Origin of the sequence: Massilia sp. BKSP1R2A-1, assembly GCF_050586525.1 — a bacterium.
Taxonomy (GTDB): Bacteria; Pseudomonadota; Gammaproteobacteria; order Burkholderiales; family Burkholderiaceae_D; genus Telluria.
The window spans coordinates 28973-43460 of record NZ_JBOBRE010000021.1; the positions used below are offsets into that span (position 1 = coordinate 28973).

Annotated in this window: 12 protein-coding genes; 9 read left to right on the plus strand and 3 right to left on the minus strand. The window is 65.5% G+C overall.

Annotated features, from left to right (window positions below):
* Positions 1-3: 3 nt before the first annotated feature.
* Both aceF and aceE read right to left on the minus strand, forming a co-directional pair.
* The gene (gene aceF, locus ACQ7JA_RS23770) at positions 4-1656 is read right to left on the minus strand and encodes a dihydrolipoyllysine-residue acetyltransferase (protein ID WP_430902177.1); all 1653 of its coding nucleotides are present in this window, start codon (positions 1654-1656) and stop codon (positions 4-6) included.
* 77 nt (positions 1657-1733) lie between these two features.
* Positions 1734-4445, minus strand: a complete 2712-nt coding sequence (gene aceE, locus ACQ7JA_RS23775) for a pyruvate dehydrogenase (acetyl-transferring), homodimeric type (protein ID WP_430902178.1) — start codon at positions 4443-4445, stop codon at positions 1734-1736.
* Positions 4446-4823: 378 nt separating this feature from the next.
* Between aceE and folD the strand changes: the two genes are divergently transcribed.
* From folD to ACQ7JA_RS23810, 7 genes are all read left to right on the plus strand, one after another.
* A complete protein-coding gene (folD, locus tag ACQ7JA_RS23780; RefSeq protein ID WP_430902179.1) occupies positions 4824-5732 on the plus strand; it encodes a bifunctional methylenetetrahydrofolate dehydrogenase/methenyltetrahydrofolate cyclohydrolase FolD in 909 nt (302 codons plus the stop codon).
* A gap of 24 nt (positions 5733-5756) precedes the next feature.
* A complete protein-coding gene (locus ACQ7JA_RS23785) occupies positions 5757-7832 on the plus strand; it encodes a M3 family metallopeptidase (protein ID WP_430902180.1) in 2076 nt (691 codons plus the stop codon).
* Between the two features lie 45 nt (positions 7833-7877).
* Complete coding sequence (locus ACQ7JA_RS23790) at positions 7878-8306, plus strand: DNA polymerase III subunit chi (protein WP_430902181.1); 429 nt, start codon at positions 7878-7880, stop codon at positions 8304-8306.
* Positions 8303-8665, plus strand: coding sequence for a hypothetical protein (locus tag ACQ7JA_RS23795; RefSeq protein ID WP_430902182.1), 363 nt, complete (start codon positions 8303-8305; stop codon positions 8663-8665). The genes ACQ7JA_RS23790 and ACQ7JA_RS23795 overlap by 4 nt, the downstream gene beginning before the upstream one ends.
* 84 nt (positions 8666-8749) lie before the next feature.
* Entirely contained in the window at positions 8750-9283 is a 534-nt protein-coding gene (locus ACQ7JA_RS23800; protein WP_430902183.1) for an REP-associated tyrosine transposase, read from the plus strand.
* Between the two features lie 109 nt (positions 9284-9392).
* Positions 9393-11567, plus strand: coding sequence for a gluconolaconase (locus ACQ7JA_RS23805; protein ID WP_430902184.1), 2175 nt, complete (start codon positions 9393-9395; stop codon positions 11565-11567).
* Between the two features lie 279 nt (positions 11568-11846).
* Positions 11847-12581 carry an SIMPL domain-containing protein gene (locus tag ACQ7JA_RS23810; RefSeq protein ID WP_430902185.1) on the plus strand — a complete coding sequence of 245 codons (735 nt, stop codon included), beginning with the start codon at positions 11847-11849 and terminating at the stop codon, positions 12579-12581.
* A gap of 177 nt (positions 12582-12758) precedes the next feature.
* Here the strand turns inward: ACQ7JA_RS23810 and ACQ7JA_RS23815 are convergent, their stop codons facing one another.
* Positions 12759-13067, minus strand: coding sequence for a c-type cytochrome (locus ACQ7JA_RS23815; protein ID WP_430902186.1), 309 nt, complete (start codon positions 13065-13067; stop codon positions 12759-12761).
* A gap of 206 nt (positions 13068-13273) precedes the next feature.
* On the opposite strand from ACQ7JA_RS23815, the gene ACQ7JA_RS23820 reads away from it, so the two are divergent.
* On the plus strand, positions 13274-13507 hold the full coding sequence (locus tag ACQ7JA_RS23820; RefSeq protein WP_430902187.1) for a TIGR04438 family Trp-rich protein: 234 nt from the start codon (positions 13274-13276) through the stop codon (positions 13505-13507).
* 67 nt (positions 13508-13574) lie between these two features.
* The gene (locus ACQ7JA_RS23825; protein WP_430902188.1) at positions 13575-14465 is read left to right on the plus strand and encodes a LysR family transcriptional regulator; all 891 of its coding nucleotides are present in this window, start codon (positions 13575-13577) and stop codon (positions 14463-14465) included.
* Positions 14466-14488 lie beyond the last annotated feature (23 nt).

Genomic DNA, 14488 nt, shown 5'->3' on the forward strand with positions numbered 1-14488 from the left:
TCCTTACAGAAGGGTTTTGCGCAGGTCGGCCAGGACGTCGGCCAGGTAGGCGGCGAAGCGCGCGGCGCCGGCGCCGTCGATGACGCGGTGGTCATACGACAGCGACAGCGGCAGCATCAGGCGCGGCTGGAAGGTGGAACCGTCCCACACCGGCTTCATCGCCGACTTCGACAGGCCCAGGATCGCGACTTCCGGCGCATTGATGATCGGCGTGAAAGCCGTGCCACCGATGCCGCCCAGCGAGGAGATGGTGAAGGTCGCACCCTGCATGTTCGCCGGGGACAGCTTGCCGTCGCGCGCCTGTGCGGACAGCTCGCCCATCTCGACGGCGATCTGCGAGATCGTCTTCTTGTCGGCATCCTTCACGACCGGGACCACCAGGCCGTTCGGGGTGTCGGCAGCGAAGCCGATGTTGTAGTACTGCTTGACGATCAGGCTGGCGCCGTCTTCCGACAGCGACGAATTAAATTGCGGGAACTTCTTCAGCGCGGCAACCGAGGCCTTGATGACGAAGGCCAGCATGGTCAGCTTGACGGTCGACTTCTGCTTGGCCAGCGCGGCGTTGGAATCGACGCGGAACTGCTCCAGGTCGGTGACGTCGGCGTCCTCGAAGTGCGTCACGTGCGGGATCATGACCCAGTTGCGGTGCAGGTTCGGGCCGGAGATCTTCTTGATGCGCGGCAGGGCCACGGTCTCGGTCGGGCCGAACTTCGAGAAGTCCAGCGACGGCCAGGCCAGCACTTCCAGGCCATTGCCGGAGCCGCCCGATTTGCTTGGCGCCGCTGCGGTCGGGCCGGCAGCCATCACGCCCTTGACGAAGTTCTGCACGTCCTGCTGGGTGATGCGGCCTTTCGGGCCGGTGCCCGGCACGCGCGCCAGGTCCACGCCCAGTTCGCGGGCGAACTTGCGGATCGACGGCGAAGCGTGGGCTTTCGAGCCGGTGACGCCTTGCGCCGGGGCTGCGGCAGGCGCAGGTGCTGCAGCGGGTGCAGGTGCGGCGGCAGGGGCCGGAGCCGCGGCTGCAGGCGCCGGAGCGGCAGCGGCAGCGGCAGCGGCAGGCGCGGCAGCAGGTGCACCGCCGGTCGCTTCGACCAGCAGCACCAGCGAGCCCTTGGCAACCTTGTCGCCGACCTTGACCTTGATTTCCTTGACGGTGCCGGCGTGGCTGGACGGGATCTCCATGCTCGCCTTGTCCGATTCGACCGTGATCAGCGACTGGTCGACCTTGATCTGGTCGCCCGGCTTGACCATCAGCTCGATGACTTCGACTTCCTTGAAGTCGCCGATGTCGGGCACGGTGACTTCGACGATGCCGCCCGATGCCGCAGGGGCGGCAGCCGGTGCAGGCGCGGCTTCGGCGGCCGGTGCGGGCGCCGGTGCGGCGGCGGCCGGTGCGGGCGCGCTTGCTGCGGCGCCGCCGGCTTCTTCCAGCAGCAGCACCAGCGAACCCTCGGCAACCTTGTCGCCGACCTTCACTTTGATTTCTTTCACCACGCCAGCGTGGCTGGACGGGATCTCCATGCTCGCCTTGTCCGACTCGACGGTCACCAGCGACTGGTCGACCTTGATCGTGTCGCCCGGCTTGACCATCAATTCGATGACTTCGACTTCCTTGAAGTCGCCGATATCGGGTACTTTGACTTCCACAATGCTCATAGTGTTAGCTCCGTTATTCTTTGAGTTAGCCTAAGGGCGCCGCCCCTGCTCGCGCAGGGACGGCGCCCTTCGAGCATTTACTGGGTCACAGGATTCGGCTTGTTCTGATCGATGCCGTACTTGGCGATCGCCTGCGCCACGATAGCACGGTCGATCTTGCCTTCATCGGCCAGCGCGCGCAGTGCGGCGACGGTGACGTAGTAGCGGTTCACCTCGAAGAACTCGCGCAGCTTGACGCGCGAATCCGAGCGGCCGAAGCCGTCGGTGCCCAGCACTTTATAGGTGCGGTCCTTCGGCATGAAGGCGCGGATCTGCTCGGCGAACATGCGCATGTAGTCGGTGGTCGCGACGATCGGGCCGGCGGTGTTCTGCAGCAGCGAGGTCACGTACGGCACGCGCTGCTGCGCGTCCGGGTTCACCATGTTCCAGCGCTCGCAATCCTGGCCGTCGCGCGCCAGCAGCGTCAGCGACGGCGCCGACCACACGTCCGCATCCACGCCCCAGTCGTTCTTCAGCAGCTCGGCGGCGAAGATCGACTCGCGCAGGATGGTGCCGCAGCCGATCAGCTGGACGCGCTTTGCGCTGTCCTTGCTGCCTTCGATCGCAGCGCCTTCCTGGAGCAGGTACATCCCTTTCAGGATGCCCTCTTCCTGGCCTGGCTTCAGGCCCGGATGCGCGTAGTTCTCGTTCATGATGGTGATGTAGTAGAACACGTCTTCCTGTTCTTGCACCATCCGGCGCAGGCCGTCCTGGATGATCACGGCGACTTCGTGGCCGAAGGTCGGATCGTAGGGCAGGCAGTTCGGGACCGTGGCCGCGATGATGTGGCTGTGGCCATCTTCGTGCTGCAGGCCTTCGCCGTTCAGCGTGGTTCGGCCGGCGGTACCGCCCATCAGGAAGCCGCGCGCACGGATGTCGCCCGCCAGCCAGACCAGGTCGCCCACACGCTGCATCCCGAACATCGAGTAGAAGGTGTAGAACGGGATCATGGTGCGGTTGTTCGACGAGTACGAGGTCGCCGCGGCGATCCACGAGCTCATGCCGCCCGCTTCGTTGATACCCTCTTGCAGGATCTGGCCGGCCTTGTCTTCGCGGTAGTACATCACCTGGTCGCGGTCGACCGGCTCGTACAGCTGGCCCTGCTGGTTGAAGATGCCGATCTGGCGGAACAGGCCTTCCATGCCGAAGGTACGCGATTCGTCGACCAGGATCGGGACGATGCGCTGGCCGATGCTTTCATCCTTGAGCAGGCTGGTGATGACGCGCACGTACGATTGGGTGGTCGAGATCTCGCGGCCTTCCGCGGTCGGCTCGATCACCGCCTTGAAGGTCGACAGCGGCGGAACCACCAGGTTCTCGTCGGCCTTCGAACGGCGCTGCGGCAGGTAGCCGCCCAGGGCCTTGCGGCGCTCGTGCAGGTACTGCATTTCCGGCGCATCGTCGGACGGCTTGAAGAAGGGGATCTCGGCCAGCTTGTCGTCCGGGATCGGGATGTTGAAGCGGTCGCGCATCTCGCGGATGGCGGCGTCGTCCAGCTTCTTGGTCTGGTGCGCGGTGTTGCGCGCCTCGCCCGACTTGCCCATGCCGAAGCCCTTGACGGTCTTCACCAGCAGCACGGTCGGCGAGCCCTTGTTCTCCTGCGCGTTCTTGAACGCGGCGTAGATCTTGTGCGGGTCGTGGCCGCCGCGGGTCAGGCGCCAGATGTCGTCGTCGCTCATGTTGGCGACCATCTTCAGCAGCTCCGGGTGCTTGCCGAAGAAGTGCTTGCGCACGTAGGCGCCGTCCTTGGCCTTGTAGTTCTGGTATTCGCCGTCGACGGTTTCCATCATCACGCGCTGCAGGATGCCGTCCTTGTCCTTCGACAGCAGGGCATCCCACTGCGAGCCCCAGATGACCTTGACGACGTTCCAGCCGGCGCCGCGGAAGTCCGCTTCGAGTTCCTGGATGATCTTGCCGTTGCCGCGCACCGGACCGTCCAGGCGCTGCAGGTTGCAGTTGACGACCATGACCAGGTTGTCGAGACGCTCGCGTGCGGCCATGCCGATCGCGCCCATCGATTCCGGCTCGTCCATCTCGCCGTCGCCGCAGAAGACCCAGACCTTGCGGTTCTCGGTCTGGGCGATGCCGCGCGCGTGCAGGTACTTCAGGAAGCGCGCCTGGTAGATCGCCATCAGCGGGCCCAGGCCCATCGACACGGTCGGGAACTGCCAGAAGTCCGGCATCAGTTTCGGGTGCGGATACGAGGACAGGCCCTTGCCGTCGACTTCGCGGCGGAAGTTCAGCATCTGCTCTTCGCTGATGCGGCCTTCCAGGTAGGCGCGGGCGTAGATGCCGGGCGAGGAGTGGCCCTGGATGTACAGCAGGTCGCCGCCGTGGTCTTCGGTCGGGGCGTGCCAGAAGTGGTTGAAGCCGATGCCCAGCATGTTCGCCAGCGAGGCGAAGGAGGAGATGTGGCCGCCCAGGTCGCCATCGGCGCGGTTGGCCTTGACCACCATCGCCATCGCGTTCCAGCGCATCCACGAGCGCAGGCGCTCTTCGTATTCCAGGTTACCCGGGCAGTTCACGTTCAGGTGCGCCGGGATGGTGTTCACATAGGCGGTGTTGCTCGAGAACGGGATGTGGGCGCCGCGGCGGCGGGCCAAGTCGACCATGCGCTCCATCAGGTAGTGCGCGCGCTCGGTACCCTCGTGTTCAATCACCGCTTCCAGCGCGTCCAGCCATTCCTGGGTTTCGAGCGTGTCCGGGTCGTTGGCAGCTTGTGCCGTCAACTGGTCGAGTTGAGCTGACATTAATGCGTCTCCTTGAGTTTGCGCCCCACCCGATCCCTTATCAATGGCTGGCGGCGATGGTGAAATTTCAACTATCTGAAAATAAACCGTTCGATTCTACCAGTGGAGTTTGCCTTTTTCAAATTGCGATATGTCATTTCATAATACGAAATTCTATGCTGCGACCGCACATTTTCGTAGGGTGCACGGCTTTGCCGTGCGCGCGTTCAACCAGCCGGTGAGCGGAAGCGCAGCGTCCATTTTGACGGGATTTGAACGCGCACGGGCAACCCGTCCCCCCTACGATAACAAGTAAATATGACAATGCTTTGCCCGCCGCGGCGCGCGATAGGTGTGCGGGCTTTATAATTTCATTTTTGCCTAGCCGTGAGCCAAAACATGCCAGCCCAGAACATCGACGGAGTCCTCCTTTCCCAACAACTGCGCGGCGAAATCGCCGAGCGCGCCGCCAAACTGACGGCAGCCGGCCGCCAGCCCGGCCTGGCCGTGATCCTGGTCGGCGAGGACCCGGCGAGCCACGTCTACGTGCGCAACAAGGTCAAGGCCTGCGGCGACGTGGGTTTTCACTCGGTGCTCGAGAAGTACGACGCCGACCTGAGCGAGCAGGCCCTGCTCGACCGCATCGCAGCGCTGAACAGCGACCCGGCCATCCACGGCATCCTGGTCCAGATGCCCCTGCCGAAGCACATCAACCCGAGCAAGGTCATCGAAGCGATCGCCACCAGTAAAGACGTGGACGGCTACTCGGTGCTGTCGGCCGGCGAACTGGTCGCCAACCTGCCGGGCTTCCGCCCCTGCACCCCGTACGGCTGCATGAAGCTGATCGAAACCACCGGCATCGACCTGCGCGGCAAGCACGCCGTCGTGATCGGCCGCTCGAACACCGTCGGCAAGCCGATGGCCCTGCTGCTCTTGCAAGCCAACGCCACCGTCACCATCTGCCATAGCGCGACGCCGGATCTGGGTGTGTACACCCGCCAGGCCGATGTCGTGGTCGCAGCCGTCGGCCGCCGCAACACCCTGACCGCCGACATGGTCAAGCCGGGCGCGGTCGTGATCGACGTCGGCATGAACCGCGACGACGCCGGCAAGCTGTGCGGCGACGTCGACTACGCCGGCGTACGCGAGGTGGCCTCGCACATCACCCCGGTGCCGGGCGGCGTCGGTCCGATGACGATCACCATGCTGTTGATGAATACCCTGGAGTCGGCCGAACGGGTCCACTCCAGCAAGCAAATCGTGCCGGGCCAGGCCTCGGGAATGGAACCGAAGCCTGGCGTGGCCTAATCGTTTTAGCCAGGAAGGAAGACCATGAGCCCAGATACCAGCAACGCACTCCTCGATTTTTCCGGCCTGCCGCGTTTCGACCTGTTCAAGCCGGAGCACGTCACGCCGGCCATCGAACAGCTGATCAAGGAGGCTGCCGACGTGGTGGCCACGCTGGAAGCGCCCAGCAGCACCGTCACGTGGGACAACTTCGTGGTGCCGCTCGAGGAAGCCACCGAGCGCCTGGGCCGTGCCTGGGGCGTGGTCAACCACCTGAATCACGTGCGCGACACGCCCGAGCTGCGCGCCACCTACAACGAGAACCAGCCGAAGGTCACCGAGTTCTGGACGTCGCTCGGCCAGAACGAGGCGCTGTTCGCCAAGTACAAGGCCCTGCGCGCCAGTTCCGAATACGACCGCCTGTCCCCGGCGCGCAAGCGCATCGTCGAGAATGCCCTGCGCGACTTCCGCCTGGGCGGCGCCGAGCTGCCGGAAGACAGGAAGGAGCGCTTCGCCGAGATCCAGGAACAGCAGGCCGCGACCTCGACCCGCTTCTCGCAGAACGTGCTCGATGCGACCAACGACTACAAGCTGCTGGTCGAATCGGAAGAAGAACTGTCCGGCATCCCGGACGACGTGAAAGCGGCCGCCCGCGCCAGCGCCGAAAAGGACGGCAAGGCCGGCTGGCAGTTCAGCCTGCACTTCCCTTCCTACTATCCGGTGCTGCAGTTCTGCGACAACCGCGCCTTGCGCCAAACGATCTATCGCGCCAGCGCCACCAAGGCGTCGGATGCCGGCACCATGTTCAGCAAGAGCGCCGACTGGGACAACACCGCCAACATCGTCAAGCTCCTGCAGCTGCGCCATGAAGAAGCCCAGCTGCTCGACTACGCCAACTTCGCGGAAGTCTCGCTGGTGCCGAAGATGGCCGAGAGCCCGCAGCACGTGGTCGAGTTCCTCGAAGACCTGGCCAAGCGTGCCCGCCCCTTCGCCGAGAAGGACCTGGAAGAGCTGCGCAGCTTCGCTCGCGAAGAGCTGGGCATCGAGGAGCTGCAGTCCTGGGACGTCGCCTACGCCTCGGAAAAGCTGCGCGAGCAGCGCTACGCCTTCTCCGAGAAGGAAGTGAAGGAATACTTCCCCGAGCCGAAGGTCGTGCAGGGCCTGTTCGACGTCATCCAGGGCCTGTTCAGCGTCCAGATCAAGCCGGACGACGCGCCGGTCTGGCACCCCGACGTGCGCTTCTTCCGCATCGAGCGCGATGGCGAACTGGTCGGACAGTTCTACCTCGACCTGTACGCCCGCGAAGGCAAGAACCAGGGCGCCTGGATGGACGACGCGCGCGGCCGCCGCCTCACCACGGGCGGCATCGTGCAGACGCCGATCGCCTACCTGACCTGCAACTTCACGCCGCCGGCAACCGTCGACGGCAAGCTGCAGCCGTCCCTGTTCACCCACGACGAAGTCATCACCCTCTTCCACGAATTCGGCCACGGCCTGCACCACATGCTGACCGAAGTCGAGGAGCTGTCGGTGTCGGGCATCTCGGGCGTCGAATGGGATGCGGTGGAGCTGCCGTCGCAGTTCATGGAGAACTTCTGCTGGGAGTGGGACAAGCTGCAGCAGATGACGGCCCATGTGAAGACCGGCGAGCCGCTGCCGCGCGCCTTGTTCGACAAGATGACGGCGGCGAAGAACTTCCAGTCCGGGATGATGACCCTGCGCCAGGTCGAGTTCTCGCTGATCGACATGCACCTGCACTACGACTTCGACCCGAAAGCCGAGCGCACCGTGCAGGAGCTGATCGACGACATCCGCAAGCAGTTCGCGGTCCTGATCCCGCCGAGCTTCAACCGCTTCCAGCACTCCTTCGGCCACATCTTCTCGGGCGGCTACGCGGCCGGCTACTACAGCTACAAGTGGGCCGAGGTGCTGTCCGCCGACGCCTACGCCGCGTTTGAAGAAGCGATCGAAGTGGGCAACCTGGTCGAGACGGGCAAGCGCTTCCAGCGCGAGATCCTGGCGGTGGGCGGTTCGCGCCCGGCGCTGGAATCGTTCAGGGCCTTCCGCGGCCGCGAACCCTCGATCGATGCCCTGCTGCGCCACAGCGGCATGAATGGCTGATGTTTCCCCGGGCGGCCCTGCGCCGCCCGTTTCATACTGAGCAACATGAACACACGCGTCGACTTCCACACCAACATCCCGGACAAGCTGGCCTACGCCTGCCGCCTGGCGCGCAAGGCCTATGCCAGCAAGGCGAAGGTGGTGCTGCTGGCCGAGGATGCCGCCCAGGCCGAGGCGCTCAATGCCGCGCTGTGGAGCGTGTCGGACACCGACTTCATCCCGCACGTGCCGGCCGGCGATCCGCTGGCCGCGCAGACGCCGGTCATCGTCACCTTCGATGAAGCCGCTGCCCTGCCCCACTACCAGATGCTGGTCAACCTGACCCGCCGCACCCCGGCCACCGTGGACCGCTTCGCGCGCGTGTTCGAGATCATCTCGACGGACGAGCTTGATGCCGCCGAAGGCCGCAAACGCTACGTCGCCTACAAGAAGCAGTCCTATCCACTCACCCACTTCGTCGCAGGACAGTCATGAGCCAGAACGCTTACGATGCGAGCATCCCGGTACTCACCGAAGTCGTCACCGACCCGGGCGCAGTCGCGGCGCCCGCTCCCGAGCCGGTGGCCGAACGCCTCGAACGCCGCGCCACCGAGCGCTGGACCGGCGAGGAATGGAGCGTGCTGGAACGCCGCGTGACCGAACGCGTGCTCCAGCAACTGCAGGGCCGGGTCGACTTCGTCCTCGAGCAGCGCGTGCGCGACACCATGGCCGACGCCATGCAGCGCACCCTCGAGAGCTTCACCACCGACCTGCGCGAGGGCCTGAATCAAGCCATCGGCGAAATCGTGCGTGGCGCGGTGGCCCAGGAGCTGGAATATCTACGCAAACCGTAGGGTGGACGGCTCCGCCGTCCGCGCGTCCAACTCCCCGTTGACCTGCCGCACCCTCTGACTCTGGCGTCGGCCTAACATGCGCCGATGCCCTGCTACCGCCGCTCCCTGACGGGTACGACGTACTTCTTCACTGTCGCCACCCACCGCCGCCGTCCCATCCTCTGCGACGATCCCGTACGTCTCGCCCGGCGCCACGCCATCGAACGCGTGCGGCTACGCCTGCCGTTCACGACCGATGCGATGGTTTTGATGCCCGACCACCTGCACTGCATCTGGACGCTGCCAGATGGGGATATCAACTTCTCGTCCCGCTGGGTACAGATCAAGCATCATGTGCCTTATCACTGCCGCAAACTGTATCCAATGACGATGTCAGAATCGCGCACGCGCCGGCGTACTGCGGCGATTTGGCAGCGCCGATTCTGGGAACACCGAATCCGCGACGAGACCGATATGGAGCGGCATGTCGATTACATCCATGCCAATCCAGTGAAGCATGGGTTGGTGGACGCCGCATCGGATTGGCCATACTCGACATTTGGGCGGTTTGTCCGCGCCGGCGTTTATAGCGAGGATTGGGGCGGCAACCCGGCATGTGACGGCATGCAGTTTGAATAGCGCCGCCACAGCGCACCCGGGAGTTGAACGCGCGCACGGCAAAGCCAGCTACGCGCTCCGCTCCACCCTACGGTAAGATGCGTGCTCTGCATTCCTACCGACCGTTCCTGTGAACCGAAAGATCCTCATCGCGGCGCTCGCGGGCGCAGGCGTCGCCATTGCCGGCGCCGTTTTCTATTTCACCGACACCATCGGGCGCCAGCCGGGTGCGCTGGCCGTGTTTACGCCGAAAGCCGCGAAGACCGTGCCCTTCTGGCCGGCGCGCGTCACGAACCTGGCCGGCGACGGCATCCCGGGCGCCACGGACGGCCCGGCCGCAGCGAGCCGCTTCGACGATCCCTTCGGCGTTGCCCTCGACAGCAAGGGCAGGATCTACATCGCCGACGCCGGCGACACCAACCGCATCCGCACCATCGCGCCCGACGGCGCCGTGGCTACCTTCGCCGGCAGCGCCGAGGGTTTCAAGGACGGCGTCGGCGCCGCCGCCGCTTTCCACACCCCGTCCGCCATCGCCTTCGACCACGAGGGCAACCTGTACGTCGCCGACACCGGCAACCACGCGATCCGCAAAATCACCAAGGACGGCACAGTCACCACCCTGGCCGGCGACGGCACGCGCGGCGACAACGACGGCGTTGGCCGCGCGGCCCGTTTCAACGGCCCGGTCGGCCTCGCGGTGGACGACACCGGCATCGTCTGGGTCGCCGACACCTACAACGACCGTATCCGCCGCATCGGCCGAGACGGCAGCGTGACGACCATCGCGGGCGGCGCGAGGCCGGGCAACGTCGACGGCATCGGCTTGGCAGCCAGCTTCGACACCCCGAGCGCCATCGCGGTGACGACCAACGGCACCCTCTACGTGGCCGACACGGGCAACAACGCGATCCGGAAAATCACGACTGACGGCACGGTCACGACCATTGCCATGCCCCTGGAAGGCGAACGCCGCTCCGTGCTGCGTCGCCCGGTGAGCCTGGCGCTCACCCGCGACGGCTATCTCTACATCGGCGCCAGCGCCGGCGGACGCATCCTGCAGCTGACGCCGGAAGGCGAGTACCGCGCCCTGCCGGACGCCGACGTGCCGCCATCGAGCGATGGCTTCGGCCCCGACGGCACCGTGCAGCTCTACGGCCCGCGCGGCATCGCGGTGGAACGCGACGGCAGCCTGGTGGTGGCCGACGCCCAGGCGCATCGCCTGCACCGCCTCGCCAGCCCGCGCCCCAATGAGGCGGCGCCGGCGCGGCCGAAACCGGTGGCGGTACGACGCGAGGCGCCGATGCCCTGGCCGGTCGGCCCGCAGGACATGGTGCACGAGGTCGTCGGCGTGATGGGCGAGGTGCGGGGCAGCTACACGGGCGAGAACCGCGACCACTTCCACGCCGGCCTCGACGTGCGCGCCGACGTCGGCGCCAGGGTGCTGGCCGTGTTCCCCTCCAAGGTCTCGGACCCGTATGCCAACTGGGGTTTCGACTCGCTCAGCGAGGGCCTGAGCCTGGGCCCGCTGTCCTATATCCACATGCGCGTCGGCCGCGACAGCCGCGGCAAGCCGCTCGATCCGCGCTTCCAGCTTCTTCTCATCGAGGAAGGCAAGGGGCGCGGCAAGCCCGAGCGCGTGCGCGTGCCGCGCGGCACCCGCTTCGCCGTGGGCGACCCGCTCGGCACCATCAATGCCATGGCCCACGTCCACCTCGACTATTACCAGGGCGGCGCGGTAGTCAACCCGCTTACCCTGCCCTTTGTCGGTTTCACGGACACCGTGGCGCCGCGCATCAACAGCATCGCCCTGTTCGACAGCAGCGGCAAGCGCCTTCGCCCGCCGCAGGGCACGCGCAAGAAGCCCGTGCTCGACAAGCGCCTGCGGGTGCCGCGTTCGCTCGGCGAAGTCAACATCGTCGTGGACGCCTACGACCAGGTGGACGGCAACCTGGCGCGCCGCCGCCTGGGCCTGTACAAGCTCGGCTACCAGCTGCTGCGCCCGGACGGCAGCGTCGTCCCCGGCTACGAGCGTCCGCTCATCACCCAGGTCTACGACCGCCTGCCGCGCAACCCGGACGCGGTCAAGGCTGTCTATGCGCCCAGCAGCGGCATCACGGTCTACGGCAGCAAGTCGACCCAGTTCGCCTATGCGCTCGACAGCCATCTGCAGGATGGCGAAGTGAAAACCGGCAGCTGGAAGGTGGGCGCGCTCGAACCGGGCGAGTACATCCTGCGGGTCTACGCGGCCGACTACGCCGGCCAGGTGGCGCTCGAAGGCCGCGACCTGACGCTCCTCATCGAATAAGCCGATACGGAACATTTGGCCACCAGGGCATGTGGGAGTAGCATCTTCAACATGATTCCGAGGAGGCTGACATGGACCGATATGACGTTCTCATCGCCGGTGCGGGCCCGACCGGCATGGTTCTGCGACCTCGGCTACCTGCGCTTCCGCGTCTGCGAACCTAAACAGGCCGCTCTATGAATGCCGCATAAGCTGCCGGCTTGGCACGAGAAATGTGTAGACATCAATGTCTACATAACCTATCGTCGAGGCATTCCTTCCCTGTCTGGAGTGCCTCGCATGCTGAAACGATTCGCCGCCGCCTTGCTCCTGGCCGCCACCGCCCTGCCCGGCGTGGCGGCCGACCTGCCGGCCCACCCCTTCATCCACGTCACCGCGGGCGCCGAGTTCTACGTGATGCCCGACATCGGCGAGATCGACATCGACATCACCTCGCTCGAGACGGATCCCGACACCGCCTGGAAGGAGGTCAATGCCCGCCTCGAGGAGAGCCGCGCGCTGTTCGCCCGGCACGGCGTGGCGCCGGAAGACGTGGTCGTGCAGGACATCGTGCGCCGGCCGCGCAAGGTCGACGTGCTGCCGGAAGGGCAGCCGCTGCCGATGGAAACCCGGGTCTCGATCCACCTGACCGTACGCGACCTGTCGCAGTGGACGCCGCTGATGCGCTCCGTGCTGGTGCTGAAGAATATCGAATCGCTGGCGGTGTCCTTCAACCGCAGCGATCGCGACAAGATCGAGACCGACCTGCTGGGTGAAGCGCTGGCCAAGACCAAGCTCAAGGCGGAACTCATCGCCAAGGGCCTCGGCGCCAGGCTCGGGCCGGCGACCGGTGTGTCGGTGGAGCCCTTGAAGAACCTGTCCAACTCGATGGGCATGGCCAGCGACCCGTATGCGCGCAACGTCGGCGACCGGCGTGCGCCGCCGAAAGGCGCGGAGATGGCGCTGGTGGCGGCGATGCGGCTGGCGCAGATGGTCGATGTGATCTACCGGATCGGCGGCGCGCCGAAACGCTGACGTTGTAGGGGGGCCTGGGCGGCCCCGCGAGTCCCCCGCCCACGCGTTCAACTCACGGATGCAACGAGGCGACGCCCCTGATATTTGAACGCGTGGGCAAAGGATTGCCCACCCTACAAAAACAAAAGCGCGCTCTGCTTACGCAGGCGCGCTTTTTTCATTCGATCGGGAAGACGCTTATTTCTGCGTCATCACCCATTTCACCAGGCTGCGGGCTTCCGCCTCGCTCACCTGCGGGTTGGCCGGCATCGGCACCGGGCCCCAGGTGCCTGCGCCGCCCTTCATGACCTTCTGCACCAGCTTGTCCTCGGCGCCCTTCTGGCCCGCGTACTTGGCGGCGACGTCCTTGTAGGAGGGGCCGACCAGCTTGTTGGCGACCGCATGGCAGGCCATGCAGTTCTTGGCTTTCGCCAGGTCGGCTTGTGCGAACGCGCTGGTGGACGCGAAGGCCGACAGTGCTACACACAACAACAAAGACCGTTTCATTTGTTTCTCCAGGTTCATAACATCTTCATTCTACCGTGAATTTCCACAAGGTCCATGGGGCGAAACACTCTGTAGCCGCGGATACACTCTGTAACGGAGACCTGTCACGGTCGCGCAACGGCGCGCCTCGATACGGCAGCTACCCGGATTGAATTTTTCCACACGGCATCATTTTATTTGTAAGATGGCTGCCTAAGGAGTTTCTCATGCCGCTCATCCTCTTGATCGCCGCCCTCTGCGGCCTGCGCTTTTTCGAAGTCTGGCGTTTTGCCGACCTGTCCTGGTGGTATATCGTCGGGCTGATGGTGGCCGCGTTTATCTGGTTCGAGTTCATCGAGAAGATGCTCGGCCTCGACAAGAAAAAGGCGCACAACGTCGACAACCAGCGCCGCGAGGCCCGTGTGAAGAACGCCTTCGACAAGAACGGCAAGCGCAAATAAGCCACCGATACCGCGGGGTGATATGCTACACATATCACCGGGCCCGTCCCATACACTGCGCGTATCAATGAACTTCGAACTCCGCCAGCTCCGCCACTTCGTCACGGTCGCCGAGGAACTGCACTTCGGCCGCGCCGCCGAGCGCCTGCACATGACGCAGCCGCCCCTGTCCCAGAGTATTGCCAACCTGGAAAGCCAGCTTGGTGCGCCGCTGTTCCTGCGCAACCGGCGCCAGGTCACGCTCACGCCCGCCGGCAGCGCCTTGCTGCCGGAAGCCCGGCGCCTCCTCGAGGATGCCGAGGCCTTGCCCGGGCTGGTCCGGCGCGTGGCCGGCGGCGAAGCGGGGCGCCTGACCCTGGCCTTCGTCTCCACCGCCGACTACAGCGTCCTGCCCGGCATCCTGCAGCGCTACCGCGCCGCCTTCCCCCAGGTCCAGCTGGTGCTGCGCGAGGCCACCACCGACGTGCAGGCCGAAGAGCTGCTGCACGGGCGCATCGACGCCGGCTTCGTGATCCCGCCCCTGCCCGGCCGCCTGGACGCCGCGGTCGCCTACCGCAAGGTGCTGGAAGAACCGCTGATCCTGTGCGCCCCCGCCGGCCTGGATGGCTTGCAGGGCGAAGGCCAGGTCAGCCTGCGCGACCTGCCGCCGCTGCCCCTCGTGATCTTCCCGCGCGCGCTGGCCCCGCAGCTGCACGACGCCATCCTCGCGACCTTCCGCGCGGAAGGGCTCACGCCCGTGATCGGGCAGGAAGCGATCCAGATGCAGACCATCGTCAGCCTGGTCTCCGGCGGCATGGGATTGGCACTTGTGCCACAATCCGTCTCGAACCTGATGCGCGCGGGCGTGCAATACCGTCCCCTGCGCATGCCCACGCCGCTGGCCGAGCTGGGCCTGGCCTGGCGCCGCGACAGCGAATCGCCCGTGCTCAGGGGCTTCCTGGACGTGATCGAACAATAGAGAAAAGCGAGAAAGAATAAACA

Bases quoted from the DNA above. Each gene is read 5' to 3' on its own strand.
- aceF (WP_430902177.1), bottom strand. From the start codon at position 1,656: ATGAGCATTGTGGAAGTCAAAGTACCCGATATCGGCGACTTCAAGGAA.
- aceE (WP_430902178.1), bottom strand. From the start codon at position 4,445: ATGTCAGCTCAACTCGACCAGTTGACGGCACAAGCTGCCAACGACCCG.
- folD (WP_430902179.1), top strand. From the start codon at position 4,824: ATGCCAGCCCAGAACATCGACGGAGTCCTCCTTTCCCAACAACTGCGC.
- ACQ7JA_RS23785 (WP_430902180.1), top strand. From the start codon at position 5,757: ATGAGCCCAGATACCAGCAACGCACTCCTCGATTTTTCCGGCCTGCCG.
- ACQ7JA_RS23790 (WP_430902181.1), top strand. From the start codon at position 7,878: ATGAACACACGCGTCGACTTCCACACCAACATCCCGGACAAGCTGGCC.
- ACQ7JA_RS23795 (WP_430902182.1), top strand. From the start codon at position 8,303: ATGAGCCAGAACGCTTACGATGCGAGCATCCCGGTACTCACCGAAGTC.
- ACQ7JA_RS23800 (WP_430902183.1), top strand. From the start codon at position 8,750: ATGCCCTGCTACCGCCGCTCCCTGACGGGTACGACGTACTTCTTCACT.
- ACQ7JA_RS23810 (WP_430902185.1), top strand. From the start codon at position 11,847: ATGCTGAAACGATTCGCCGCCGCCTTGCTCCTGGCCGCCACCGCCCTG.
- ACQ7JA_RS23815 (WP_430902186.1), bottom strand. From the start codon at position 13,067: ATGAAACGGTCTTTGTTGTTGTGTGTAGCACTGTCGGCCTTCGCGTCC.
- ACQ7JA_RS23820 (WP_430902187.1), top strand. From the start codon at position 13,274: ATGCCGCTCATCCTCTTGATCGCCGCCCTCTGCGGCCTGCGCTTTTTC.
- ACQ7JA_RS23825 (WP_430902188.1), top strand. From the start codon at position 13,575: ATGAACTTCGAACTCCGCCAGCTCCGCCACTTCGTCACGGTCGCCGAG.